The following is a 26067-nucleotide window of genomic DNA, read 5'->3' as shown; positions in this document are numbered from 1 at the left end:
TCATGACCCTCAGCGAGACATCTGTGACGCACGCGCCGCAGACGGATCTCGCGCAGCACGGCGGGGGCGGCCACACGCCGCCCCCGCCCTCGCCGCGCCGCCGTCCGCGAGGGATCGGCTGGTCCGGCCGACTGGAGATCGCCCTCCTCGTCGGACCGGCGCTGCTGATCTTCCTCGGCTTCGTCATCTTCCCCGTCGCGATGGCGGCCTACTACGGCTTCTTCCGCTGGCAGGGCTACGGGCCGCCCACCGACTTCGTCGGCCTCCAGAACTACCTGACGATCATCACCGACCCCACGTTCCTCGAGGCGCTCGGCCACAACGGCTTCATCGTCATCGCGTCGATCGTGCTCCAGGGACCGGTCGCGGTGCTGCTCGCGCTCCTCCTCAACCGGCGCATGCGCGGGCAGTCCCTCATCCGGGTGCTCATCTTCGTGCCCTACGTCATCGCCGAGGTCGTCGTCGGCACCGGCTTCGGCCTCATGCTGCAGACCCAGGGCGCGCTCAACGGGCTCCTGCAGGACCTCGGACTGGGGAACCTGGCCCAGGACTGGATCTCCGATCCGTCCATCGCGATCTGGACCCTCATGGCGATCCTCACGTGGAAGTACGTCGGGTTCGCGGTGATCCTCTTCCTCGCGGGACTCCAGGGCATCCCGGAGGAGCTCTACGAGGCCGCCGCCCTCGACGGCGCCGGCTACTGGCAGACCCACTGGCGCATCACGCTGCCGCTGCTGGCACCGACCCTGCGGATCTGGGCGTTCCTCTCGATCATCGGGGCGCTGCAGCTGTTTGACCTCGTCTACATCATCTGGGGACAGTACGTCGCCTCCACCGCCGGCACCTCGACGATGGCGACCTACATGGTCGTCAACGGACGCAACGCCGGCAACTTCGGCTACGGCAACGCCGTCGCCGTGGTGATCTTCGTGATCTCGCTGATCGTCGCGCTCATCTATCAGCGCTTCGTGCTCCGCCGGGACACCGAAGGCGCCCTCACGGAAGGGAAGAAGGGCCGATGACCGCCGTCGCCGCACCCGCCACCGTCGCCGTCGTCACCCCCCGAGGGCGTCGCGGCCGCCGGGAGAAGCTCCCCTGGGGCAACCCCGTCGTCTACTTCGTGGCCCTCGTGGTCATCGCGCTCATGCTCGCGCCGGTGCTGTACATCATCATCGGCGGGTTCCGCAGCAACTCCCAGATCACCGTCGACCCGGCGGGCTGGCCCGACCCGTGGAACATCGAGAACTACCTGACGGTGCTCACGGGACCGCAGTTCTGGAACCAGGTGCTGAACTCGGTGATCACGGCCACCGCGACCACCGCCGGCGTCGTGGCGCTCGGGCTCATGGCCAGCTACGTCATCGCCCGCTACCGCTTCCGCGGGCGCGGCGCGCTCTACGCGCTGTTCGCCGCGGGCCTCATGTTCCCCATCACCGTCGCGATCACGCCGCTGTACATCGTGATCCGCGACCTCGGGCTCATGAACTCGCTCGGCGGCATCATCCTCCCGCAGATCGCCTTCGCCCTCCCGACGACCATCATCATCCTGGTGCCGTTCCTGCGGGCGATCCCCGACGAGATCCAGGAGGCCGCGTTCATCGACGGCTGCAGCCGGCTCGGCTTCTTCTGGCGCATGGTGCTGCCGCTGTCGGTGCCGGGCGTGATCACCGTCGGCATCCTCGCGTTCATCGGCAGCTGGAACAGCTACCTCCTGCCGCTGTTCATCCTCAACAACGAGGCCAGCTACACGCTGCCCCTCGGGGTGCAGGCCTTCTCATCGCAGTACTCGGTCGACACCGCCAAGGTGCTCGCCTTCACCTCGCTGTCGATGATCCCCGCGCTCGTGTTCTTCAGCCTCTTCGAGCGCCGCATCGTCGGCGGCCTCACCGGGGCCGTCAAGGGCTGAGCCGGCCCCGGCCCGCGCACCCGTCCCTCGCACCACCGCGCACCACCGCGCACCAAGGAGATCCCGATCGTGACCCTCACCTCCCCCGCCGTCTCGACCCGCGTCGCGAGCCTCCTGGCCCGCATGAGCCTCGAGGAGAAGATCGCCCAGCTCGTCGGGTTCTGGGTCGACCAGGGCGACGAGCTCGTGGCGCCGATGGCCGGCGAGATGGCCAGCTCCACGCGCTACGAAGACGCCGCCCGCCACGGCATCGGGCACCTGACGCGCGTCTACGGCACCCGGCCGGTCGATCCGGTCGAGCGCGCCGGCTGGCTGTGGGGCGAGCAGCGCCGGCTGGTGGAGGAGACCCGGCTGGGCATCCCCGCCATCGTCCACGAGGAGTGCCTCACCGGGCTCGCCGCCTGGAAGGCGGCCACCTTCCCCACACCGCTCGCGTGGGGAGCATCGTTCGACCCCGAGCTCGTCGAGCGCATGGGCCGCCTCATCGGAGAGTCGATGAGCGCGCTGGGCATCCACCAGGGGCTGGCCCCGGTCCTCGACGTCATCCGCGACCCGCGCTGGGGACGCGTCGACGAGTGCATCGCCGAGGACCCGTACGTGGTGGGCGTCCTGGGCACCGCGTACGTGCGCGGCCTCCAGGACGCCGGCGTGCACGCCACGCTCAAGCACTTCGTCGGGTACTCGGGATCGCAGGGCGGGCGCAACCACGCGCCGGTCCACGCCGGCCCGCGCGAGCTCGCCGACGTCTTCCTGCCGCCGTTCGAGATGGCGGTGCGCGACGGCGGGGTGCGCTCGGTGATGAACTCCTATGCCGAGATCGACGGGGTGCCGGTGGCGGCCACGCCGGCATACCTCACCGATCTCCTGCGCGGGGAGTGGGGCTTCGACGGCGTGGTCGTGTCGGACTACTTCTCCGTCGCGTTCCTGCACACCATGCACGGGGTCGCACAGGACCTCGGCGAGGCGGCCGTGCTCGCGCTGTCCGCCGGCATCGACGTCGAGCTGCCCACCGGCGACGCGTTCACGGGGCCGCTGATCGAGCTGGCGCGCTCCGGAGGGCTGGACCCCGAGATCATCGACCGCGCCGTCCTGCGGGTGCTCACCCAGAAGGACGAGCTGGGCCTGCTCGACGCCGTCTTCGACGAGCCGCCGACGTCCGTCGACCTCGATTCCCCGGCTCACCGTCAGGCGGCCCGCGATCTGGCGACCGCCTCGATCGTCCTCCTCACCAACGACGGCACCCTGCCGCTGCAGGCGCCGGCGCAGGCGCCGCTCCGGGTCGCGGTCGTCGGGCCCAACGCCGACAGCGCCGAGGCGCTCATGGGCTGCTATTCGTTCGCCAATCACGTGCTCGCCCACCATCCCGGGGTCCCCCTCGGGTTCGAGATCCCCTCGTTCGCCGCCGCGCTGACCGACGCGCTGGACGGCGCAGAGGTCACCCTCGCACACGGCTGCGACGCCGAGGGCGAGGACCGGTCCGGCTTCACCGCGGCCGAGGACGCCGCCCGCTCCGCGGACGTCGCGTTCGTCGTCGTCGGCGACCGCGCGGGTCTGTTCGGCCGGGGAACCGTCGGAGAGGGCAACGATGCGGAGTCGCTGGAGCTGCCCGGCGTGCAGCGCGAGCTCGCGGAGCGGATCCTCGCCACCGGCACGCCAATCGTGCTCGTGGTGGTATCGGGCCGCCCCTACGCGATCGACTGGGCACTGCGCGGCGAGCACGCCGCCGCGGCGGCCGTACAGGCCTTCTTCCCGGGCGAGGAGGGCGGCACGGCGCTGGCCGACATCGTGACCGGGCGGGTCTCGCCCTCCGGACGCCTGCCGGTCTCGCTCCCCCGCTCCGCCGGGGTGCAGCCCTACTCCTACCTCCACCCGCTCCTGGGCGGCCCGAACGAGGTCACGAGCGCCGACAACACCCCCGCGCTGCCCTTCGGCCACGGACTGTCGTACACCGCGTTCGCCCACGACGCCCTCGAGGTGCCGGCCGGGGCCGACGCGGGGGCGGGATTCCCGGCCAGCGTGCGGGTGCGCAACACGGGCTCCCGGCGCGGGGCGGACGTCGTCCAGCTCTACGCCCGCGACCGGTTCGCGAGCGTCACCCGGCCGGTGGCGCAGCTCGTCGCGTTCGCCCGCGTCGAGCTCGAACCGGGCGAGGAGGTCACCGTGCACTTCGACGTGCCGGCCACGCGGCTGGCCTTCGCCGGCAGGGACGGCCGCCGCATCGTGGAGCCGGGCGCCATCGACCTGTGGGTCGGCCCGTCGTGCGCGGAGCGCGAGACGACGGCCGTGCTCGAGCTCACCGGAGCGGTGCACGAGGTCACCGCGGCGGATCGCCGGATCGTCGACGTGTCGATCCGGCGCTGACGCCCGCCGGCGGCTCCGCGGCTCGCCGCCGCGCCCCTCACTCCAGCGTCAGCTCGACCGTCGCGAAGGCGTGCGCCGGGAGGGTGAGGCGGAGGACGCCGTCGGCACCGACCTCGGCGTCGAGCGGCGCGGGGGCGACCGCGTCGGGGGCCTCGGGAGTGTTGTGCGCCTGCGCGTCGGGCCCCGTGAGCACCCGCGCCCGCGCGACGACGGCCCGACGGCCGCGGAGGTCGACGGTCACCGGCAGCGGACCCTCGATCCCCGAGTGGGTGAGTGAGAGCAGCGCGGTGGCCCCGCGCGTCGACGCCGACAGCGAGAGGAGGGGCAGCTCCTCGTCGCCGACGGTGGCGGCCGGGGAGCGCACGACGTGCGAGGGCGCCGAGGCGGCGTCGTGGTGACCGACGTTCATCTCGTACACGTGGTAGGTCGGCGTGAGCACCAGCCCTCCCTCGTCGTCGGTCAGGATCATCGCCTGCAGCACGTTGAGGGTCTGGGCGATGTTGGCCATCCGCAGCCGCCCGGCGTGCCGATGGAAGGCGTCGAAGTGCAGTCCCGCCACGAGCGCGTCGCGCACGGTGTTCTGCTGGAAGAGGAAGCCCGGGTTGGTGCCCGGCTCCACCCGCCACCAGGTCCCCCACTCGTCGCACACCAGTCCGATGCGGCGCTCGGGATCGTACGCGTCCATCACGGCCTCGTGGGCGGAGATCACCCGCTCGACGCCGGCGGCGTGCGCGAGCGTCCGGTAGTACTGTTCGGCGTCGAACTCGGTGGCCGACTCCCGCTGTATGCCCGTTCCGGAATGCGTGTAGTAGTGGAACGAGATCGCCTGGTACGGGGACGCCTGCGGGTCGGGGGTGTTCGACGAGACCGCCGACGCCATCAGGGCGTGGGTCCACCGCAGGTCCGCGTCGGCGGCGCCCGCGGCGATCCTCGTGAGCCGGTTGCCGTCGTGGTCGCGGCAGAACGTCGCATACCGCCGCGCCAGCGACGTGTAGTAGTCGGGCGTCATGTGGCCGCCGCATCCCCATGCCTCGTTGCCGAGGCCCCAGAACGCGACCTGCCAGGGCTCGTCCCGCCCGTTCGCCCGCCGCAGCCGCGCCATGGGGCTGTCGCCGGAGCGGGTCAGGTACTCGACCCATTCGCTCATCTCCTGCACGGTGCCGCTGCCGACATTCCCGTTGACGTACGCGTCGGCGCCGAGCATCTCGCAGAGGTCCATGAACTCATGGGTCCCGAAGGCGTTGTCCTCGACCACATCGCCCCAGTGCGTGTTCACCATGGTCGGGCGCTCTGCGCGGGGGCCGACCCCGTCGCGCCAGTGGTACTCGTCGGCGAAGCATCCCCCCGGCCAGCGCAGGTTCGGCACGCGCAGGGCGCGGAGGGCGTCGACCACATCGGAGCGGATGCCGCGGACGTTCGGGATGTCGGAGTCCTCCCCGACCCAGAATCCGCCGTAGATGCACCGCCCCAGGTGCTCGGCGAAGTGCCCGTAGAGGTGGCGGCTGATGGTGTCTCCGGTGACATCCAGATCGACGACGGCGTGAGCGGCGGACATTGGTGCTCCCTTCCTGGGACGACCCTCGCAAACCCGCCGCGCGCGCGCCATCGGTGTGCGCAAAAATAGAGGATGCGCTCCTCGCCGACCCTCGCCGCGATCGCCGCCGCCTGCGGCGTGAGCGCGAGCACCGTCTCGCGGGCCCTGCGCGGGGCGGGTGACCTGTCCCCCGCGACGCGCGCCCGGATCGCCGCCGAGGCCCGCCGTGTCGGCTACGACCGCGGCGCCACCGCCCGCGGCCGCCCCCGCCGGCAGGCTGACGACCTCATCGATCTCGTGCTGTCCCACTTCGGGGGACCGTGGGCCGACGAGGTGATCGCCGGTGCGCGGGCGGCGGCCTCCGACCGCGGGTACGACCTCGTCCTCACCGGCGAGCGCGACGCCCCCGGCGACGACTGGCCGGAGCGCCTGCGGGCCCGCCGCCCGGCTGGGGTCGTGCTCGGGCTCCTCCTTCCCACCGACGCGCAGCTGCGCGTCGTGTCGGCCACCGGCATCCCCGTCGTGCTCCTCGATCCGCGCTCCGACCAGCGCCACCCCCTGCCGTCGGTGCGCTCGACCGACCGCACGGGTGTGCGCGACGCCGCCCGCCTGCTGCGCACGCGCGGCGTCTCCGCCGTCGTGGTCGTCGAGGGGGCGCCGTCGTACCGGTTCGGCCGTGACCGCGTGGCGGGCTTCCTCGCCGGGCTCGGAGACGATGTGCCGTGCGAGCGGGTGCACGCGTCGTGGGGTGCGGAGGAGGCGCGAGCAGCTGCCCGGCCGGCCCTGCGCCGGGCGACGGCGGGCGGCGGGACCGTGGGCGTGTTCGCCTGCTCGGATGAGATGGCGGTGGGCGTCTACCGCGCGGCCGACGACCTCGGGCTGGCGGTCGGCCGCGACGTGCTCGTGGTCGGCTTCGACGACATCCCCGCCGCGGCGTGGCTCTCCCCGCCTCTCACCACGGTGCGACAGCCCATCCGCGACATGGCCGCCGCCGCGGTGACCGCCGTGGCCGACATCGTCGAGGGACGCCCCGGCTCCCCCGGCCCGCGGGACTTCGCGACGCGGCTCGTCCGCCGCGGATCGGCCTGAGCCGTCGCCCGGTGCGGCGCGGTCAGGCGGCCGTACCGGACGTCGCCGCCCCGGGACGCCACGCGACGCGCACGAGGACGGCCGCGAAGAGGACGACCACCGCCGCGACGATCGCGGCGATGGCGATGGGCGTCGACGCCGGCTCGCCCGTGGCCCGCGCGACGCCGATCCACACGAGGCCCCACGCCATGGCGACCGCCGGCGCGAGGCGTCCTCCGGTGCCGAGGGCGAGGGCCGACCCGATGACGGCCACGACGGCGAGCACGCCGATCGCGACCGGCTCGGCGGCACCGGCCCACGATGCGGGGGCGACCTCCGCCGTGAGCCACGCGGTCACGTTGGCCACCGTCGCCAGGGCCACCCAGCCGAGGTGGAGGCCCACCGTGACGTCCATGAGCCCCACGTCGAGGGGTCCCTCCGGCGGCTGGGCGACGAGCACGCGCAGCGTCGCCGCCAGGGCGACGAGCAGCACGACGATCGAGATGACGGTGGCGATCAGGTTCAGGAACTGCGCGGCCAGCAGCCAGGCCCCGTTGAGCACCGCGGTGAGGGCGATCCAGCCGCCGACCGCGCGCTGCCGGGCACGGCTGCGCTGCCCGGGGAGCGCCTGCCAGACGGCGTAGGCCGCCATGAGCACGTAGATGACCGACCAGATGGCGAACGCGGGACGGTCGGGGGCCAGCACCGTCGAGTCCGCGTCCAGCGCTCCGCCCTGCAGATCGCGCACGTTGGTGCCGCCGAACAGCCCGGTGCCGACCATGGCCGCGACGATCATGAAGCTCACCGCGGAGAGCACGGCGACCTGTCGGACGATATCGGCGCGGGGCGTGGGGGAGGCCATGATCCGAACGTAGGCGCTGCCGGCGGCCGGCGACAGGGCCTTGACAGTGCCCGGGGCTAGGCCGGTCCGACGACCAGCGCGGTCTCGGGCGGGAGCACCCACTTCTCGGTGCGGCCGCCCTCGCCGTCGCCCGGCTCGCCGCGGGTCGTGAGCCACAGCGTCTCGCCGGGGCGGACGGGCACCTCCCACGGCACGGCGGAGAGGTTCACGAGCACGCGCGCGTCGCCGCGGGCGAGTTCGTAGACGCGGCCGCCGATCGCCTCGGCCGCCGCCCCGCCGTGACCTGCCGAGCGCGGGTCGGTGAGCTCCGGCCGCTCACGGCGCAGCCGCGCCAGCCGCCGGTAGAGGTCCAGGAGACGGGCGTGGTCGCCGCCCTCCGGCTCGCTCCAGTCGAGGACCGATCGCCGGAAGGTCTCGGGGTCGTTGGGATCCGGCACGAGCGACTCGTCCCAGCCCATCCGTGCGAACTCCGCCTTGCGTCCCGCGGCGGTGGCCGCCGCCAGCTCGGGCTCGGGGTGGGAGGTGAAGAACTGCCAGGGCGTCGAGGCCCCCCATTCCTCACCCATGAAGAGCATCGGCGTGCCCGGCGCGGTCAGGGTCAGGACCGCCGTCACGGCCAGCCGCTCCGGCGACAGCGTCGCGGAGAGGCGGTCGCCGGCCGCGCGGTTGCCGATCTGGTCGTGGTCCTGGGCGAAGGTCACCAGACGCCACGAGGGCACGTCGTCGGGCAGGGGCGCGCCGTGGTCGCGTCCGCGGAACGACGAGTGCGTGCCGTCGTGGAAGAAGCCCGACGCCCACACCTTCGGGAGCGCCTCGAGGGCGTCGAAATCCGCGTAGTAGCCCTCGACCTCTCCCGTGACCGCGACGTGCACGGCGTGATGCCAGTCGTCCGACCACTGCGCGGTGAGGCCGTGCCCGCCGGCCTCGCGGGGCAGGATCATGACGGGATCGTTCAGGTCGCTCTCGGCGATGAGGGTGAGCGGACGGCCGAGGTGGGCGCTCAGCGCATCGGTGCACTCGGCGAGCTCGCGGAGGATGTGCACCGGGCTGTCGGGCGACTCGCGCAGCGCGTGCACGGCGTCCAGGCGCAGCCCGTCGACGTGGTGGTCGCGCATCCAGGACAGCGCGTTGTCGACGATGAAGGCGCGCACTTCCGGCCGGTCCAGGTCCAGGCTCGCGCCCCAGGTGTTGTGCTCCGCGTCGCGCAGGTAGGGCGCGAACTCCGGAAGGTAGTTGCCGCTCGGTCCCAGGTGGTTGTAGACGACGTCCTGGATGACGGCCAGTCCGGCGCCGTGCGCCGCGTCGACGAACCGCTGGTAGGCCGCGGGGCCGCCGTACTCCTCCTGCACCGCGTACCAGAGCACGCCGTCGTAGCCCCAGTTGTGCGTGCCGTTGAATCCGTTCACGGGAAGCAGCTCGATGTGGGTGACGCCGAGCTCCACCAGGTGGGACAGCCGGGCCGCCGCCGCATCGAGGGTCCCCTCGGGCGTGAAGGTGCCGACGTGGAGCTCGTAGATCAGTCCGCCCGCCAGCTGCCGGCCGGTCCACGCGGCATCGGTCCAGGCGAAGGCGGTCGGATCGAACCAGGCCGAGGCCTCGTGCACCCCGCGCGGCTGGCGACGCGACCGCGGGTCGGGACGGAGGTCGTCGCCGTCGCCGAGGACGAAGCCGTACTCGTCACCGCTCGCGAGGGCGATCTCCGACCGCCACCAGCCGGCGTCCTCCGCCAGCTCGACGTCGTCGAGTCCCGGCCTGCGCAGTCGCACGCGCGCCGCCCGCGGCGCCCACACCTCGATCATCCCCGGCCTCTCTCTCGTCATCGCCGCGAACGGCGGGTCGTCATCCGCGTGGAACGGCAGGCGGTCATCGCACTCACTCGACCGGCGCCAGCAGCGCCACCGGATAGAGGTCGAGCAGCTCGGCGAGGGCCAGCTCGCCGCCCGCGAAGAGACGACCCGTGAGCACGTCGACGGTCGGGCCGCTGTGGCGGAGCAGGACGGTGTCGCGCCATCCGCCGGCAGCGGCCAGGCCCACGGGAAGCCGCGTGGCGACGGCGAGCGCGCCACCGCGGTCGAACGCGATCGCATGCCCGGACGCCGGCCCGGCGACCGTCATGGGCGTGTACCGGGTGAACAATTCGGGACGGTCCCGGCGCAGCCGCAGCGCGCGCGAGGTCAGCAGCAGCTTCGCGGCGCCCGAATCGTCCACCGGGGGCAGCAGCCCCTCGTCGAGCTCGGCGAGCAGGCGTCGCCGCGCGGCGAAGTCGACCGGCCGGCGGTTGTCGGGGTCGACGAGCGACAGATCCCACAGCTCGGTGCCCTGGTAGACGTCGGGGACACCCGGGCCCGCCAGCTGCAGCAGCTTCGCCGAAAGGGCGTTGGACCACCCGGCCGGCGCGATGTCTGCGACGAGGTCGTTGACGATCGATACGGCGCGGCCGTGCGCCGCGGCCACGAGGTCGTCGATGCGCTCCTCGAACCCGGCGTCCGGCGCCGCCCACGAGGTGCGCTCGGCGGACTCGCGCGCCGCCTTGATCGCATAGTCCCGGAGCCGTGCGGACGCCGCGGGCCATGCGCCGACGATCGCCTGCCAGACCAGGGCGTCGAACGGGCCGTGCCCGGTCGAGGCGACCTCCCGGAGCCGGTCCAGCGCCGTCGCCCAGCGCTCGGGCACCTCGGCCAGCACCGACAGCCGGGCGCGCACGTCCTCGCTGCGCTTGGTGTCGTGCGTCGACAGCGCGGTCATCGCGTGGGGCCACGCGGACTGGCGGCGCTCGGCCGCGGCGTGGAATCCGTCGACGTCGAGCGAGAACACCGACGGGTCGCCGCCGACCTCGGTGAGGGTGCCCAGGCGGGTGTCGCGATAGAACGCGGCATCCTCCACGCCCTTGGCCATCACCGGCCCGGTCGTCTGCATGAACCGGCGTGACAGCTCGAGGCCCGGATCCGCCAGAAGCGGCGCGATCGCAGCCACCGCTGGAGCGAGGTCCGGACGGCGGGACGCAGCCTCGGCGGCCGCGCGCTCCAGATGCTCGCGGCCGTCCGGAAGGTAGGAGCGGTAGACGGGGAAGCAGGCGAGCAGCTCGGCCAGCGCGTCGCGGGCGACATCGGCGCCCAGCGCGTCCCGCACCGGTGCGGGAAGGCACCGCACGAGCCGGCCGACCTCCGCGGCCTGCGCTCCGTCGGCCACGCCGCGCTTGGTCTCGTGGGTGAGGTCTGCCCAGCCGGGCGACGGCGGGAGGCCCGTGTCGGCGCGCAGGCGTGCGTCGAGGGCGGTGAGCCCCGCCTCGCCCCGGGGATCGATGAGCACGCGGTCGACCTCGGCCATCGCGTCATAGCCGGTGGTGCCGTCGGTCGCCCACCAGCCCGGGAGCGTCTCGCCGTGCTCGAGGATCTTCTCCACGACGACGTAGGGTGCCTCGTCGTCGTTCCGCACGCCGCGTACGGCCCGCTCCAGGTCGTCGAGATACCCGCCGGGATCGGCGAGGCCGTCGGGATGATCGATGCGCAGCCCGTCGGCGAGTCCGTCGCGGAACCAGCGGAGCACCTCGCGGTGGCTGGCCTCGAACACCTCGGGGCGCTCGACCCGCACCCCGGCGAGGGTCGTGATCGTGAAGAACCGGCGGTAGTTGAGCGCCTGGGCCTCGTCGCGCCAGTGGACGAGCTCCCAGTGCTGACGGGCGAGCACGGCCGCCACCTCCTCGGCATCCGAGGTCTCCGCCGCCGGGGCCGTGCCGTCCGCCAGCGGCAGCACGGTATCGAAGTAGCGTGCGAAACCCGTCGCCCCCGCCCACCCGATCGCGTCCGCCCCGCGCTCGTCGGAAGCGGTGCCGGACCCCGCGGGCCCGGCGTCGCCGACGCCCTCCGGGAGCCCGGGTGAGACGGTCAGCTCACCGGCGCTGATCACCTCGTCCAGCGTCGATCCCAGCACCGGCAGGCGCACCCGGCCGTCGCCGTGGTCCCCGTCGATGTCGAAGGCTGCGGCGAGCGTCGAGTCCCGGCCCCGACGGAGCACGTCCGCCCACCAGGGGTTGTGCCGGGGATCGGCGACGCCCTGGTGGTTGGGCACGATGTCGACGAGGATGCCGAGGCCCTCCCCGCGCGCGGCCGCCGCGAAGCGGGCGAGCGCGTCCGGCCCGCCGCGGGACTCGTCCACGCGCGTGGGGTCGACGACGTCGTAGCCGTGCTCGGACCCCTCGGCCGCCTGCAGGATGGGCGAGAGGTAGACCCAGTCCACGCCGAGATCGTGCAGGTACGGCACGAGCGCCGCGGCGTCGTCGAGGCCGAACGAGGGCCGGATCTGCAGCCGATAGGTCGAGACGGGGCGACGGGTCATGACTTCCCGCCCGCTCAGCCGGGCAGCTCGGCCTGCGGCGCGTGCGCCGGGATGGTGTCGATGGGAGTGGTGCGCGCCGCCAGCGACGCGGCGACGGAGTGGTCGACGTCGGGCTCGGTCTCCTCGTGGTCGCGCAGCACGACCAGCGCCTTCGGCTGGAGTGCGAATGCGTCGCCGCCCGCGAGCGGCTCACTGTCCGCGCGCTCACCGGACGTGTCGATCACGACCTCCCACCGCGGACTGGCGTCGACGTCCGGGATCGTGAAGTCCACCGGCTCGTCGCCCGCGTTGAAGAGGAGGAAGAAGTGCCGGTCGTGGATCTCCTCGCCGCGGCGGTCGCGCTCGCGGATGCCGTCGCCGTTGAGGAACACGCCGATCGCCCGCCCGAAGCCGGAGTCCCAGTCCTCGGGCTGCATCTGCGTGCCGTCCGGACGCACCCAGGCGATGTCGGGGATGGGCGCCCCCTCCTCGCGGCGCACGGGGCGGCCGTTGAAGAAGCGGCTGCGGCGGAACGTCGGGTGCTCCCGGCGCAGCCGCGCCAGCGCCGCGGTGAACTCGATGAGCGGCTGGTCGATCGAGGTCCAGTCGACCCAGGTCACCTCGTTGTCCTGCGCGTACCCGTTGTTGTTGCCGCCCTGCGTGCGGCCGAGCTCGTCGCCGTGGCTGATCATCGGCACGCCCTGGCTGAGCAGCAGCGTCGCCAGGAAGTTGCGCTGCTGGCGCGCCCGGCGCGTGAGGACCGCGGGGTCGTCCGTGGGGCCCTCGACGCCGTTGTTGGAGGAGCGGTTGTGCGACTCGCCGTCGTTGCCGTCCTCACCGTTCGCGTCGTTGTGCTTCTCGTTGTACGAGACGAGGTCGCGCAGCGTGAACCCGTCGTGGGCGGTCACGAAGTTGATCGACGCCACGGGCCGCCGGCCGGAGTGCTCGTACAGGTCGGCCGAGCCGGTGAGACGGGATGCGAATTCGCCCAGGGTCGACGGCTCGCCGCGCCAGAAGTCGCGGACGGTGTCGCGGTACTTGCCGTTCCACTCCGTCCACTGCGGCGGAAAGTTCCCGACCTGGTAGCCGCCGGGACCGATGTCCCACGGCTCGGCGATGAGCTTGACCTGCGAGACCACCGGATCCTGCTGGACGAGCTCGAAGAAGGCGGCCAGGCGGTCGACCTCGTAGAACTCCCGGGCCAGCGTCGCGGCGAGGTCGAAGCGGAACCCGTCGACGTGCATCTCGAGCACCCAGTAGCGCAGCGAGTCCATGATCAGCTGCAGCGTGTGCGGGTTGCCGACGTTCAGGCTGTTGCCCGTGCCGGTGTAGTCCGTGTAGTAGCGCTTGTCGTCGTCCTCGAGCCGGTAGTACGCGACGTTGTCGATGCCCTTCATCGACAGCGTGGGTCCCAGGTGGTTGCCCTCGGCGGTGTGGTTGTAGACGACGTCGAGGATCACCTCGATGCCGGCGGCGTGGAGCGCGCGCACCATCCCCTTGAACTCCTGCACCTGCTGGCCGCGCTGGCCGAGGGCGGAGTACGTGTTCTGCGGGGCGAGGAAGGCGATCGTGTTGTAGCCCCAGTAGTTCGACAGCCCCTTCTCCTGGAGCGTGGAGTCGTTGACGAACTGGTGCACCGGCATGAGCTCGATGGCCGTGACGCCGAGCTTCTTCAGGTGCTCGATGATGACCGGGTGCCCGATGGCGCTGTAGGTGCCGCGGATCTCCTCGGGGATCTCGGGGTGCAGCTGGGTGAGCCCCTTGACGTGCGCCTCGTAGATCACGCTCTCGGCGTACGGCGTCTTGGGCAGGCGGTCGCCGGCCCAGTCGAAGAACGGGTTGACGACGACGCCCTTCATCATGTGGGCGGCGGAGTCCTCGTCGTTGTGCGAGTCGGGATCGCCGAACGTGTAGCCGAAGACCGGCTGTCCCCACTCGACCTCGCCGTCGACCGCCTTGGCGTAGGGGTCCAGGAGCAGCTTGCTCGGGTTGTAGCGGAGCCCGTTCGCGGGATCGTTCGGTCCGTGCACGCGGTAGCCGTACCGCTGCCCCGGCTGGATCGTCGGAAGGTAGGCGTGCCACACGTACGCGTCGACGTCGCGCAGCTCCACCCTCGTCTCGGCGCCGTCATCGTCGAAAAGACACAGCTCGACCCTTTCGGCGCCCTCGCTGAACAGCGCGAAGTTGGTGCCGTTGCCATCGAACGTGGCCCCCAGGGGATACGGAGCTCCCGGCCATACCTGCATGCGAAACCTCCTGATGCACACCCTACTTCGCTCGCGTGTCCATCTCGTGTCACCGGCCCGTGAGCGCAAGCTGGTCCGCGACGTAGTCGGCGAGCGGGCGCACCGCGCCGCTCGCGCTCCAGCGGATCATCGGGGCTCCGCCGGCGCTGCTGAGCGGCCCGGACGAGCCGCCCGCGTCGACCGCGTCGACGTCGATCGGCGACCAGCCGAGGTGCAGGGCCTCACCCTCCGCGAAGCCGCCGCGGAAGGCGGCGGCGGCCCGTTCGGCGCGTTCGCGCTGGGACTGCGCGGTGAAGCCGCGGACGACGTCCTCCCGCGCGCGCAGGATCTCGCCCGTCGCGTACAGGGCGTCCTCGGCCACCAGCAGCACCCCGAGATGCCACGCCTCGCCGACCCGCACGATGCGCGGCGACCGGCCCAGTCCGAGCAGCCGGCGGCTCGACGCCCACTCGCCGAGCGGCTCGCGCGGCGCCGTCGCGAGACGCGCGCGCGCCGCGTCGAGCACCGCGGCCGCGGTGGGACCGAGAGCATCCGTCACAGGCCCATTGTGCGCCCTGGGACGATGCGACCGGCTGCTCAGAAGGCAACGACGGGTCGCATAGTGCTGAAACGATGAATTTCCCAGGTTGACACGGTACTCTTGTGGCGGAACGCATGCGCGCCCGCAACGGATGCCCCCCAGCTCCACCTGCGGCCGTTCCCCCAAACGGCTTTAGGCGTCGCGATCCAGGTTCCCCTCAGGAGCCATCGCTGTGATGTCCGCTCCTGAGGGGAACCTTTCTCATCGTTTTTCCCAAACGGTGACGTTGTGGCCCCAGTCCCCCCGAGATCCGTCTGGGGCGCCGAACCTCCCCCCGGTGGCCGGCGCTGATGACACAATACATGTCCCCCATTCGGGGGACAAACTCGAATCGAGAAATTGCGTAGATTCGAGTATGACTCACTCGAACTCCTGGGGGAGTTCGTGTCCGGAAAACATCCGGAGGGGGCAGGCAGCACGCTGGGAAGCCCCACCCGGACCACGATGAAGAGGCGCCCGATGTCCTCGAGCTTCGCCCTACCCGAACCGCACCCGACCGTGCGGCGATTCTCGAACCTTGCCCGCGCACAGCGCCCCTCTGCCATGTGGGGCGCTGCGATTCTGTGCGCAGCGATCCTGCTGGCCGCGTCCGGCACCGTGGACCCCGTGTGGTGGCACCTGCACTTCAGCCGCCTGGGCATGTTCGCCGACACCTCGGGGTACACCTTCAACACGGGCGTGATCCTCAGCGGCCTCGTGATCGCCGCGGCGGGGATTCCTCTGGCCGTCCATCTGGCGAACGCGATGTCCGAAGGGCGCATCGCCGACGCCCGCGCCGCACGCCTGCTGCCGCCGCTGCTGGTGACGCTCGGGGTGTGCCTGGCCCTCATCGGCGTCATCCCGCTCACGCTGAACGAATTCCTGCACGATCGCGCTGCCAACGGCGTCATGCTGAGCTTCCTCGGCCTGGTCATCGTCAGCCGCCGCACCCTGCCCGAGCTGCCCCGCTTCCTGTCGCGCTACGCGATGACCGCCGTCGCGGTGCTGGTGGTCGGCATCGTGCTGATGTTCACCGGCATCCTGAACCTGGCCGCCTTCGAGGTGCTCGCCTTCGGCGGCGTGCTGTCCTGGGTGCACCTGCTCGAGCGCGCCGTGCGGCGCCTCGGAGCGGTCGCCCCCGCCGGCGCCGCCGTGTCCACGCGCGACGCCCTCGCGCCGGAGCCCGTCCGCGAGTCCCGGTCCGCGCGCGGCGACATGGTCGCACGCGGCGGGCGCCGCCGTGCTCCCCTCGTCGCCGTGTCGGCCCCTCGCGGCCGCACCGTGGCCGTGCGCCGGCCGGGGCGCGGAGCCATGTCGGGCAGCAGGGTGTTGTCGGAACGACGCGGCGCGACGGACAACGGAGACCGTCGGGCCGACAGCCTCAGGGGATCGCGCTCGCGCGTGCGTCCGCTCGCCGTGCGCACCCGCCGCGCGTCGCGCGCCGCGCGTCGCTGAGCGCCCTCACACCCCGCCGTCGATGGAGCGCGTGTAGACCTCCGGCTCCTCGGGCACCATGACCTCGGTGTCGCGGTTGAGGCTCCTGCCCTGGAAGAACGGCTTGGACCGGGGGAACAGGAACCAGACGAACATCAGCACGACGCCCACCAGCAGCGCGCCGATGCCGATGACGAACGTGCTGCCGACGCCGAGGAGCTCCCCCGAGTAGCCGTAGTCCACGTCCCACATGTCGATCGCGGACTGCACGAACGCGTACGTCAGCATGAGGGCACCCAGCAGCGGCAGCACCAGGCGGTAGACGACGTTGCGCGGCGACGTGAACAGGTCCTTGCGGAAGTACCAGACGCACGCGTAGCCGGTGATCGCGTAGTAGAACGCGATCGCGAGACCGAGCGACAGGATGGAGTCCTGCAGGATGTCGTCGCTGACGAGCGTCATGCCGATGTAGTACAGCGACGCCACGACGCCCATGACGAGGGTCGAGAACGACGGCGTCTTGTAGGTCGGGTGGACCTGCTTGAACCGCGCGGGGAGGGCCCGGTACACGCCCATCGCGAGCGTTCCCCGCGCCGTCGGCAGGATCGTCGTCTGCGTCGAGGAGACCGCCGAGATGAGGACGGCCACGACCAGGAGCCATCCCCACGGCCCGAGCAGACCGTCCTTGATCGCGAGGAAGAAGTCGTCGGCGTTGGCCTCGTTGCCGAGGCCCACGCCGTCCTCGCCGAGTCCGGCGTACATCATCGCCGCGATCGTGACCGAGACGTAGGTGACGAGCAGGAGGATGCAGGTGAGCAGCGCCGCGAGCCCGGGGATCCGCTTCGGGTCCTTCGTCTCCTCGTTCAGCGCGAGGCAGGTGTCCCAGCCCCAGTAGATGAACAGCGCCAGCAGCACGGCCTGGGTGAATCCGGCCCAGTCGGCGAAGGCGAACGGGTTCAGCCACTGCCAGTCGAACGGCGTCGGGTCGGGCGCGTCGCCGGAGAAGAACTGCGTGAGGGCGGCGACCACGAAGATGAACAGGGCGAGGTACTGGACGGCGAGCAGGATGTTCTGGATCCGCTCGCCGATCTCCACTCCGCGCCAGCTGATGTACGTCATCGCGGCGATGAAGAACACGCCCACCGCGACGATCCGCCAGTCGTCGCTCTCGATGTCGAAGCCGATCAGCGACCAGAAGTAGACCGACGCGATCTGGGCGAGGTTCGCGAGCACGACCATGCCCGCGACCGCCACGCCCCAGCCGCCCATCCACCCGACCCACGGGCCGAACGCCTTCGTCCCCCAGGTGAACGTCGTGCCGCAGTCGGGCACGTCGTTGTTCAGCTCGCGGTAGGCGAAGGCGATGAAGAGCATCGGCACGAAGGCGATGACGAACGCGATGGGCGCCTGCCCGCCGACCGCCAGCACGACGTAGCCGAGCGTGGCGACGAGCGAGTAGACCGGCGCGGTGGAGGCCAGGCCGATCACGGTCGAGCCCCACAGGCCCAGGGTGCCGCGGGCCAGGCCCTTCCCGTCGCTGCGGTCCAGGCGGATCGGCGTCGTCGAGCCGAAGTCGCTCATGGCATCCCCTCTCCGGCGCGTCGGACGCGCGCCGTCCCGTGCGGGCGCGACGCTCCCGTGCGCCGGCGACCCGGGCCGCTCGCCTGTGCCGAGGGCCTGACGGGGACCCTAGTGCATGCGCCGCGCCCGCCGACAGAGGACGCTCAGCGCGGCCCGGGACGCACCGTGATGTCGGTGAGGGCGGCGTCGGGCGTCGCGTCGAGCGCGGCGAGGATCGCGGCGGCCACCGAGTCGGGGTCGATGAAGCGGGAGGGGTCGTAGGCGGCGCCCTCCTGCGCGTGCACCTGCGCCTGCATCGGCGTGGCGGTGCGGCCGGGGTAGACGCTCGTCACCCGCACGCCGTGGGCGGCCTCCTCGCCGCGCAGGGCGTCGGCGAGGGCCCGGAGACCGTGCTTGCTCGCGGCGTAGGCGCTCCACTGCGGGTGGGCGGTGAGCCCTGCGCCGGAGTTCACGAACAGGACCTGCCCGCGTGCGGCGCGCACCCGCGGGAGGAGCAGCCGGGTGAGCTCGGCGGGAGCGACGAGGTTGACCGCGAGCTGCGACGTCCACGCCGACACGGGCAGTGCGCCCACCTCGCCCAGCTCGACGATCCCGGCCGCGTGGACGACCGCGTCGATGTGCGACGGCAGATCGGCCGTCGCGACGGCCGCCTCGAGCGACGCGGGGTCGGCGAGGTCGGCGATGACCGCGGTGCTGCCGGGGAGGTCTGCGAGCAGGTCCTGCGCGCGGTCGGCATCGCGGGCGACGACGACGAGACGGTCCCCTCGGCCGATGAGGCGGCGGGCGAGGACGGCGCCGATGCCCGATCCCGCGCCGGTGACGACGAATGTGCGGCTCATCCCTCCATCCTCCCCCGTCTCGGCGGCCCAGATCGCACGAAGTGTGCGCCGGACGGGCCGGCCCGCGCAGTTCGTGCGATTTCGGCGCCCCCGGCGCGAAGGGAGGGGCCGCGCGAGTAGGTTCGGGTCATGGTGGGTACGCAGCGGACCGAGGCCGAGCTCCAGCGGATGGCGAAGGACCATCTGTGGATGCACTTCTCACGCCAGTCCACGATGGAGCGGGGCGTCCCGGTCATCGTGCGCGGCGAGGGGCACCACATCTGGGACGCCGCGGGCAAGCAGTACATCGACGGCCTGTCGGGCCTGTTCGTCGTCAACGCCGGCCACGGCCGCAGGGTGCTCGCCGAGACGGCCGCGGCGCAGGCCGAGAAGCTCGCCTTCTTCCCGATCTGGTCGTACGCGCACCCGTCGGCGATCGAGCTCGCCGCGCGCCTCGCCGACCTCGCCCCCGGCGACCTCAACCACGTGTTCTTCTCGACCGGCGGCGGCGAGGCGGTCGAGACCGCGTTCAAGCTCGCCAAGCAGTTCTGGAAGATCCAGGGCAAGCCCGGCAAGCACAAGGTGATCTCGCGCTTCATCGCCTATCACGGCACGCCGCAGGGAGCGCTGGCGATCACCGGACTGCCCGGCATGAAGTCGATGTTCGAGCCGGTCACCCCCGGCGGCTTCCGCGTCCCGAACACCAACTACTACCGCGCCGGCGAGCAGGGGTTCACCGGCTCGACCCCCGAGGAGTTCGGGGTGTGGGCGGCGGACCGCATCGAGGAGATGATCCAGTTCGAGGGGCCCGACACGGTGGCCGCGGTGTTCCTGGAGCCCGTGCAGAACTCCGGGGGATGCTTCCCGCCGCCGCCCGGCTACTTCCAGCGGGTGCGGGAGATCTGCGACCGCTACGACGTGCTGCTCGTCAGCGACGAGGTGATCTGCGCCTTCGGGCGGATCGGCGAGTACTTCGCGTGCGACGCCTACGACTACCAGCCCGACATGATCACCTTCGCCAAGGCGGTCACCAGCGGCTACGTGCCGATGGGCGGGACGATCATCAGCGACCGCATCTACGAGCCGTTCGCCCACGGCGACATGTCCTTCCCCCACGGGTACACGTTCGCGGGTCACCCGGTCGCCGCCGCGGTGGCGCTGGCGAACCTCGACATCTACGAGGACGAGGGACTCCTCCAGAACGTGCGTGACAATTCCCCCGTCTTCCGGTCGACGTTGGAGCGGCTCACCGACCTGCCGATCGTGGGCGACGTGCGCGGCGACGGCTACTTCTTCGGCATCGAGCTCGTCAAGGACAAGGCGACGAAGGAGACGTTCGACGACGACGAGTCCGAGCGGCTGCTGCGCGGGTTCCTGTCGGGCGCCCTCTACGACACCGGCCTCTACTGCCGCGCCGACGACCGCGGCGACCCGGTCATCCAGCTCGCTCCGCCCCTGACGATCGGGCCGGCGCAGTTCGACGAGATCGAGGCGATCCTGCGCTCCGTGCTCACCGAGGCCGGCAACCGGCTCTAGCGGCCGGGGCCGGGTCAGGCGAGGGGCCGGTCAGGCGAACGGCCGGGTCAGGCGAACCAGAGCGTCGGCGGGAAGATCAGCATCACGAGCACGATCGCCGTCGCCGCGATGAGCAGCAGCGAGACCTTGGCGAGACTGTTGGGCTTGGAGACGGCCAGCGACACCAGCCCGACGATGATCGCGATGACCGCCAGCCCCGCGACGGCGTAGAGGGCGAGGATGCCGACGCCGAGGGCGGCCATGCCGGGCGTCGAGGCCGCCCAGATCCACCCCGCCACGGCGGCGACCGGCGTCGCGATCGCGAGGGCGAGAGCGGTGATCCCGAGTCCGTGCCCCGTCGCGCGCGAAACCGCGGTCTGTTCGGTGGGGGTCATAGAGCGACGGTAACAAGGTCGCGGCCGTCCGTCAGTCGGTATTTCGGGGGACATGGAGCCGGCCGTGCCGCCACCCTTGCCCGAAGCTGAACAGCGGTATAGCTTACTGAACGTGAGTTCAGCCTCGGATCTGACCGCCCGTGCGCGGATCCGCGACGCCGCGATCGACCTCTTCGGCCGGCACGGCTTCGCCCACACGCGCGTGCGCGACATCGCCGAGCAGGCCGGCGTGAGTCCCGGCCTCGTCCTCCACCACTTCGGATCGAAGGTGGGTCTCCGGCACGCCTGCGACGCACTCGTCACCGACGAGCTGTTCGCCCGCAAGGACGCTCTCACCTCCCCGTCGGCCGCCGAGGCGATACGGTCGTGGCTCGCCGACGTCGAGGCCTTCCGGCCGCTGCTGCGCTACATCTCGCGCATGCTCACCGACGGATCCCAGGCGGGCGCCGACCTGTTCGCCGCGTTCCTGGACGGCACCCGGCGCATGATCGACGAGCAGATCGACGCGGGCATCATGCGCGACGTCGCCGACCGGGAGGTGATCGGCGCCTACCTGACCGTGTTCGGCCTGGCCCCGCTGCTCCTGCAGGAGCATCTGGCCGCCGCCTTCGGCGAGCGCGAGATGTCGGCGGCGCTGTCCCGGCGCGCCACCCTGCCCATCCTCGATCTCTACACCCACGGCCTCTACACCGACGATCGCTTCCTCCGGATGGCGGAGGAGGCCCTCACGGACGGGCGCCCCGCTGGTCGCAGCGTCGGGCCGCGGTCCGACAAGGGCGATGGCGACCCGAATCAGGATCCGGATCCGCCGGCGCCGCGCGCGCCCTGATCCCTCTCCGATTCGAAAGGAACACCATGACCCCGGTGATCGAGACCCGCGCGCTCAGCAAGCGCTACGGATCGCACGCCGCCCTGCACGACCTCGACCTCGTCGTCGACCCCGGCACCGTCTTCGGCCTCGTCGGCCCCAACGGCGCCGGGAAGACCACCACTCTCCGGCTGCTGCTGGACATCATCCGCCCCTCGGCCGGCACCGTGCGGGTGCTCGGCTCCGACCCGCGCACGGGCGGCGCCGCGCTGCGCCGCCGCATCGGGTTCGTGCCCGGCGAGCTGCGGCTCGACGGCCGCACCAGCGGCCGCGCGCTGCTCGCGCACCTCGCGGAGATCAGCGGCCCCGTCGCCCCCGGCACGATCGAAGCGCTGGCCGAGCGCCTCGGCCTCGACCTCGGCCGCCCCGTGCGCACACTGTCGAAGGGCAACAAGCAGAAGATCGGGCTCGTCCAGGCCTTCATGCACCGACCGCCGCTGCTCGTGCTCGACGAACCCACCAGCGGACTGGACCCGCTGGTGCAGCGCGAGTTCCTCACGATGGTGCGGGAGGCCCGCGACGCCGGGCAGACCGTGCTGCTGAGCTCGCACGTGCTCAGCGAGATCCAGCAGTCCGCCGACGAGGTGGTCGTCCTGGCGCAGGGGCGGATCGTGGCGCGCGGCTCCGTCGAGTCGCTGCGGTCGGCGAGCATCCGGCGCCTGCGGGCCGTGATCGTGGATGCCTCCGCCGACACGCTGCGGGCGGCCCTCGAGGGCGTGCCGGCGGCCACCGACGTCGCCGTGACCACCTCGCCCTCGGCGGGCGCCGTGCACGTCGCCGCCACCGTCCGGGGCGAGGTGGACGCCGTCGTGCGCGCCCTGATGGCCGGGCGCCTCCTGGACCTCACCGTCGAGGAGCCCGACCTCGAGGAGTCGATCCTCGATCTGTACTCCCGGTCGGAGACGGACCGATGAGCGCCCTCGCGATCCGGCGCCGGCCTCTGCCCATCACGCGCCGGCTCCTGCGCGACGGCGCGCGCGGGCTCATCGGCTGGGGGCTGGGGCTCACCGCGGTCGCGCTCCTGTACCTGCCGCTGTTCCCGTCGATGCAGACCCCCGAGCTGCAGGGCCTGCTCGACTCGCTCCCGCCCGAGCTGATCCGCACGCTCGGCTACGAGAACATCACGAGCGGCAGCGGCTACACCCAGTCCACGTTCTTCGGTCTGATGGGCTTCGTGCTGCTCACCATCGCGGGCGTGGCCTGGGCGGGCGACGTGACCGGCGGCGCGGAGGAGTCCGGGCGCCTGGAGCTCACCCTCGCCCACGGGGTGGGGCGCACGCAGTACGCGATGGAGGCGGCCCTCGCGGTGCTGTGCAAGCTCTGCCTCCTCGGGGCGCTCGCCTGGGCGGTCGTCTGGGCGATCGACTCCCCCGCCCAGCTGGAGCTCGATCCCGGGAACCTCCTGGCGGTCGTGGTGTCGTGGGTCGGGCTCGGGCTCTTCTCGGCCACGGCGGGCTTCGCCGGCGGTGCGCTGTCGGGACGGCGGATCGTGGCCGTGGGTGCGGGGGCCGGCGTGGCCGTCGCGGGCTACGCGCTGCAGGCCGTCGCCAACAACAGCGAGAGCCTCGACGGCCTGCGGGCGTTCTCCCCGTACGCGTGGGCGTTCGGGCAGGCGCCGCTCGCGCAGGGCTGGGACCTGCCGGGAGTGGCGGCCCTGTGGCTCGGCTCCGCTGCGCTCGTGGCCCTCGGCACCGTGGCCCTGGCGCGCCGCGACGTCCTCGGCTGACCCCGCCCGCGGCGGCGGATCGCGAGCCGACACGCTGTGTGCGAGCCGACACGATTCGAGCCGCGCGGAGCGTGTCGGCTCGGTCGAATCTTGTCGGCTCGCGGCGGGGAAGAGGGGACCGGGGGCGTTGTGTGAAGACTTCCTCAGCACTCCCTCAGGGTTGCGTGAAGACGCGGAAATCGGGCGATTGGGGCGATCGCGCGGGGTACGCTGAGAGCGTCTGATGGGGGTCAGACGAAGAAGTACCCTGGGGGGCCATTGAAGGGGGTCCGGTGCGCTGCAGAGCGTCGCCGACCCCCTTCTGTGCGTCTTCCGCGTGCGTCCCCGGGACGACGGTGGGCGGCGGCCTCAGTCGTCCGTGTCGGGCTCCTCGAATCCGTTCGACTTCGCCTCGAGGAACGCGCACAGCTCGGCCGCGACCTGAAGCTCGACCGCCAGCGCGTGGAGCTGGTGGCTGCTCAGGATGGTCGTGTCGGGCTGCGGCTCGAGGGTGATGCGCCAGTGGGCGTCACCGATCTCGATCGGCTCCATGAACACCGACACGGTGGCCTGGTTCAGCGGCACGACCACGAGTCCCGTGTCGGCCCCACCCGCACCGTCCTGGACGATCACGCGGATCAGGTCACCGGCGCCGCGGGCGGCGTGGAACTCGGCGAGCCACTTCTCCAGTGTCTCCTTGCTCCGGAAGGGCATGTGCGCTCCTCACGTCGATGATCCTCGACGACGACAACCCCGTCGCCGTCTCGCTCGTCGGCCTACGTTAGTCGGCGACCGCCCCGCGCGCACGTCCTCGCCCGGCGCGCGCAATCCCCATGACCGGGCACGCATCCCGGCATCGCTCAGCCGTCGGCCGACAGGGCGCCGCGGGCCGCCTCCGCGCGCCGGGCGGCGGACCGCGCGGCAGCGGCGGCGTCGCGGGCGGCGCTCTCCGCCTCTTCGAGCGCAGCCGCTGCGGCGTCCGCCTCGCGAGCGACGCGTTCGAGCTCCCGGCGGAGCTCCTCCACGCGCTCCTGCAGGCGCTGCGCCCGGTCGGCGGCACGCTCGCGCGCGGCCTCGGCGTGCGTCTGCTCGCGCTCGGCACGGTCGGCGTCGCGCTCGGCGTCGCGCGCGGCCTTCTCCGCCTGGCGACGCGCGCGGCGCTCGGCCAGCTCGTCGTCAGGAGGCGGAGGTGCCGATGCGGTCGGCGTCGAGCCGCTGAGCGCGTCCGCCGGATCGACGTAGCCGGCCGCGTCGAGCGGCTTGGCCAGCCGTCCCGACGCCACGGCCGACGCGGCGACCGGGTCGAGGAGCGCGGCGTTGAGCGTCGCCTCGATGTCCTGCTGCGCGCCGGCGCCGACGCTCACGCCGCGCTCCGCAGCCAGGTCGGCCCCCGTGCGGGCCAGAGCGGCGACCAGCTGCCGTCGCTGCCGTCCCAGCCGGGCCAGCGCGGCGGCGTCGAAGTCGTCCTGCGCGGTGCGCAGCGCCGCGCCGAGCTCGAGCGCCTCGGTCAGGTGCCCCTCACGGGCGAGCAGGTCGACCACCCACGCCGACACCACGGGCTTGCGGATCTTCGCGACGCGCGCGGCGAGAGCGCCGTCCTCCTGCGCGCCCCGAGCGGCGCGCGCTGCGGTGAAGTCCGCCGGCGGGAGCGCGTACAGCTCGACGACGATCGCGTCGAGCACATCGCTGTCGTCGGTCGGCATGGGCCCATTGTGCCCCGAGCGCGGCTCAGACGCGGCGGTAGGTGCCGACCATCGGGCAGTCGAACGGGTCGCGGGCGGCCAGGCCCACGCGGTTCAGGTACTCGATGACGATCCCGTAGGAGCGCCACAGGGTGGTCTCCGTGTACGGGACGTTCAGGGTGCGGCACTGCTCCCGCACGATCTCGCGGGCGCGGGCCAGGTGTGGGCGCGGCATGTTGGGGAACAGGTGGTGCTCGACCTGATAGTTCAGCCCGCCCATGAGCCAGGTCGCCCACCAGCCGCCGCCGACGTTGCGCGAGGTGCGGACCTGCTTGCTGAAGAAGTCGAGCTTGGCGTCGGGGGCGATGACCGGCATCCCCTTGTGGTTCGGGGCGAACGAGGCACCCATGTAGACGCCGAAGACCGCGAGCTGCACTCCCAGGAAGGCGAACGCCATGCCGAGGGGGAGGAAGATGAAGACCGGCACCACGAAGATGCCGAAGCGCAGCGCGATCAGTCCGATCTCGGTCCAGCGGCCCTTGACGGGCTCGCGGCTGCCGAGGTGGCGGATCGCGAGGGCGTGGAGGTTCAGCCCCTCGAGCGTCAGCAGCGGGAAGAACAGCCAGCCCTGCTTCTTGGTGATCAGGCGACGCAGGCCCCGCGCCGAGGCGGCATCGGTGTCGAGGAACGAGATCGTGTCGATCTCGATGTCGGGATCCTTGCCGACGCGGTTCGGGTTCGCGTGGTGGCGGGTGTGCTTGGTGGTCCACCACGAGTAGCTCATGCCGACGACGCCGTTGGCGAGCACCCGGGCCAGCCGGTCGTTGCCGGGACCGGAGGTCAGGATCTGACGGTGGGCGGCCTCGTGCCCGAGGAAGGCGACCTGCGTGAACAGGATGCCGAGGGCACCGGCGATCAGCAGCTGGAACCAGCTGTGGCCGAACAGCACGAACCCGGTCACGCAGCCGGCGAAGCCGAGCGCGATGAGGGTGGCGACCATCGTGTAGAACCACGGGGTGCGTCTGAGGAGCCCGGTCTCGCGGACGACTTGCGACACCTCGGTGTACGCACGCGTCAGCGGCGGGAATTCGGCGGTGCCTGCGTAGGTCTGACGGACGGGCCCGAGACGGGCCTCAGTGACTGTGGCGGAGATGGATTCGCCCCTGGTGTGATCGGGACCCGAAGGCCGAGGCCGGGGAGGCCGGGAAGCCAAGGGCGG

21 protein-coding genes are annotated in these 26067 nt (G+C 72.2%); 9 read left to right on the top strand and 12 right to left on the bottom strand.

Going from position 1 to position 26067, the window contains the following annotated elements:
* Positions 1–2 precede the first annotated feature (2 nt).
* The 3 genes from QQZ13_RS09305 (at position 3) to QQZ13_RS09295 (ending at position 4267) form a co-directional block, all read left to right on the top strand.
* A complete protein-coding gene (locus QQZ13_RS09305; RefSeq protein WP_284528739.1) occupies positions 3–1022 on the top strand; it encodes a carbohydrate ABC transporter permease in 1020 nt (339 codons plus the stop codon).
* Positions 1019–1906, top strand: a complete 888-nt coding sequence (locus tag QQZ13_RS09300) for a carbohydrate ABC transporter permease (RefSeq protein WP_284528738.1) — start codon at positions 1019–1021, stop codon at positions 1904–1906. The genes QQZ13_RS09305 and QQZ13_RS09300 overlap by 4 nt, the downstream gene beginning before the upstream one ends.
* A 123-nt stretch (positions 1907–2029) precedes the next feature.
* Positions 2030–4267: a glycoside hydrolase family 3 N-terminal domain-containing protein gene (locus QQZ13_RS09295; RefSeq protein ID WP_284528820.1), complete on the top strand. Its 2238-nt coding sequence runs from the start codon at positions 2030–2032 to the stop codon at positions 4265–4267.
* Between the two features lie 37 nt (positions 4268–4304).
* Here the strand turns inward: QQZ13_RS09295 and QQZ13_RS09290 are convergent, their stop codons facing one another.
* The gene (locus tag QQZ13_RS09290) at positions 4305–5822 is read right to left on the bottom strand and encodes an alpha-N-arabinofuranosidase (protein ID WP_284528737.1); all 1518 of its coding nucleotides are present in this window, start codon (positions 5820–5822) and stop codon (positions 4305–4307) included.
* Positions 5823–5894: 72 nt separating this feature from the next.
* Between QQZ13_RS09290 and QQZ13_RS09285 the strand changes: the two genes are divergently transcribed.
* A complete protein-coding gene (locus tag QQZ13_RS09285) occupies positions 5895–6890 on the top strand; it encodes a LacI family DNA-binding transcriptional regulator (RefSeq protein ID WP_284528736.1) in 996 nt (331 codons plus the stop codon).
* Between the two features lie 22 nt (positions 6891–6912).
* Here the strand turns inward: QQZ13_RS09285 and QQZ13_RS09280 are convergent, their stop codons facing one another.
* From QQZ13_RS09280 to QQZ13_RS09260, 5 genes are all read right to left on the bottom strand, one after another.
* Positions 6913–7731: a tryptophan-rich sensory protein gene (locus QQZ13_RS09280; RefSeq protein ID WP_284528735.1), complete on the bottom strand. Its 819-nt coding sequence runs from the start codon at positions 7729–7731 to the stop codon at positions 6913–6915.
* Between the two features lie 56 nt (positions 7732–7787).
* Positions 7788–9530: a malto-oligosyltrehalose trehalohydrolase gene (gene treZ, locus QQZ13_RS09275; RefSeq protein WP_284528734.1), complete on the bottom strand. Its 1743-nt coding sequence runs from the start codon at positions 9528–9530 to the stop codon at positions 7788–7790.
* Between the two features lie 73 nt (positions 9531–9603).
* Positions 9604–12066, bottom strand: coding sequence for a malto-oligosyltrehalose synthase (gene treY / locus QQZ13_RS09270; RefSeq protein ID WP_284528733.1), 2463 nt, complete (start codon positions 12064–12066; stop codon positions 9604–9606).
* A gap of 14 nt (positions 12067–12080) precedes the next feature.
* A complete protein-coding gene (glgX, locus tag QQZ13_RS09265) occupies positions 12081–14291 on the bottom strand; it encodes a glycogen debranching protein GlgX (RefSeq protein WP_284528732.1) in 2211 nt (736 codons plus the stop codon).
* Positions 14292–14340: 49 nt separating this feature from the next.
* Complete coding sequence (locus tag QQZ13_RS09260) at positions 14341–14829, bottom strand: glutaminase (protein WP_284528731.1); 489 nt, start codon at positions 14827–14829, stop codon at positions 14341–14343.
* A 501-nt stretch (positions 14830–15330) separates the two neighbouring features.
* Between QQZ13_RS09260 and QQZ13_RS09255 the strand changes: the two genes are divergently transcribed.
* The gene (locus tag QQZ13_RS09255; RefSeq protein ID WP_284528730.1) at positions 15331–16305 is read left to right on the top strand and encodes a hypothetical protein; all 975 of its coding nucleotides are present in this window, start codon (positions 15331–15333) and stop codon (positions 16303–16305) included.
* Positions 16306–16311: 6 nt separating this feature from the next.
* Here the strand turns inward: QQZ13_RS09255 and QQZ13_RS09250 are convergent, their stop codons facing one another.
* Positions 16312–17865 carry an APC family permease gene (locus QQZ13_RS09250; RefSeq protein WP_284528729.1) on the bottom strand — a complete coding sequence of 518 codons (1554 nt, stop codon included), beginning with the start codon at positions 17863–17865 and terminating at the stop codon, positions 16312–16314.
* Positions 17866–18008: 143 nt separating this feature from the next.
* Complete coding sequence (locus QQZ13_RS09245; RefSeq protein ID WP_284528728.1) at positions 18009–18704, bottom strand: SDR family oxidoreductase; 696 nt, start codon at positions 18702–18704, stop codon at positions 18009–18011.
* A 129-nt stretch (positions 18705–18833) separates the two neighbouring features.
* On the opposite strand from QQZ13_RS09245, the gene QQZ13_RS09240 reads away from it, so the two are divergent.
* A complete protein-coding gene (locus QQZ13_RS09240) occupies positions 18834–20219 on the top strand; it encodes an aspartate aminotransferase family protein (protein ID WP_284528727.1) in 1386 nt (461 codons plus the stop codon).
* 47 nt (positions 20220–20266) lie between these two features.
* On the opposite strand, the gene QQZ13_RS09235 is transcribed toward QQZ13_RS09240, so the two are convergent.
* Positions 20267–20593: a hypothetical protein gene (locus tag QQZ13_RS09235; RefSeq protein ID WP_284528726.1), complete on the bottom strand. Its 327-nt coding sequence runs from the start codon at positions 20591–20593 to the stop codon at positions 20267–20269.
* 112 nt (positions 20594–20705) lie between these two features.
* On the opposite strand from QQZ13_RS09235, the gene QQZ13_RS09230 reads away from it, so the two are divergent.
* From QQZ13_RS09230 to QQZ13_RS09220, 3 genes are read left to right on the top strand one after another with little or no spacing between them, the layout of a single operon-like run.
* Positions 20706–21422, top strand: coding sequence for a TetR family transcriptional regulator (locus tag QQZ13_RS09230; protein ID WP_284528725.1), 717 nt, complete (start codon positions 20706–20708; stop codon positions 21420–21422).
* A 26-nt stretch (positions 21423–21448) separates the two neighbouring features.
* Positions 21449–22375 (top strand): ABC transporter ATP-binding protein, encoded by a 927-nt coding sequence (locus QQZ13_RS09225; RefSeq protein WP_284528724.1) that lies wholly within the window; start codon positions 21449–21451, stop codon positions 22373–22375.
* Positions 22372–23187 (top strand): ABC transporter permease subunit, encoded by an 816-nt coding sequence (locus tag QQZ13_RS09220; protein ID WP_284528723.1) that lies wholly within the window; start codon positions 22372–22374, stop codon positions 23185–23187. Before QQZ13_RS09225 ends, QQZ13_RS09220 begins: the two co-directional genes overlap by 4 nt.
* 348 nt (positions 23188–23535) lie before the next feature.
* Here the strand turns inward: QQZ13_RS09220 and QQZ13_RS09215 are convergent, their stop codons facing one another.
* The 3 genes from QQZ13_RS09215 to QQZ13_RS09205 form a co-directional block, all read right to left on the bottom strand.
* On the bottom strand, positions 23536–23880 hold the full coding sequence (locus QQZ13_RS09215) for a hypothetical protein (RefSeq protein WP_284528722.1): 345 nt from the start codon (positions 23878–23880) through the stop codon (positions 23536–23538).
* 146 nt (positions 23881–24026) lie between these two features.
* On the bottom strand, positions 24027–24869 hold the full coding sequence (locus QQZ13_RS09210; protein ID WP_284528721.1) for a transposase: 843 nt from the start codon (positions 24867–24869) through the stop codon (positions 24027–24029).
* Between the two features lie 25 nt (positions 24870–24894).
* Complete coding sequence (locus tag QQZ13_RS09205) at positions 24895–26001, bottom strand: acyl-CoA desaturase (protein ID WP_284528819.1); 1107 nt, start codon at positions 25999–26001, stop codon at positions 24895–24897.
* Between the last annotated feature and the right edge of the window lie 66 nt (positions 26002–26067).

This window comes from Microbacterium sp. T2.11-28, from assembly GCF_950097975.1.
GTDB lineage: Bacteria > Actinomycetota > Actinomycetes > Actinomycetales > Microbacteriaceae > Microbacterium.
Note: the sequence above shows the minus strand (reverse complement) of the source record. Positions and strands in the feature narration are given on the sequence as shown.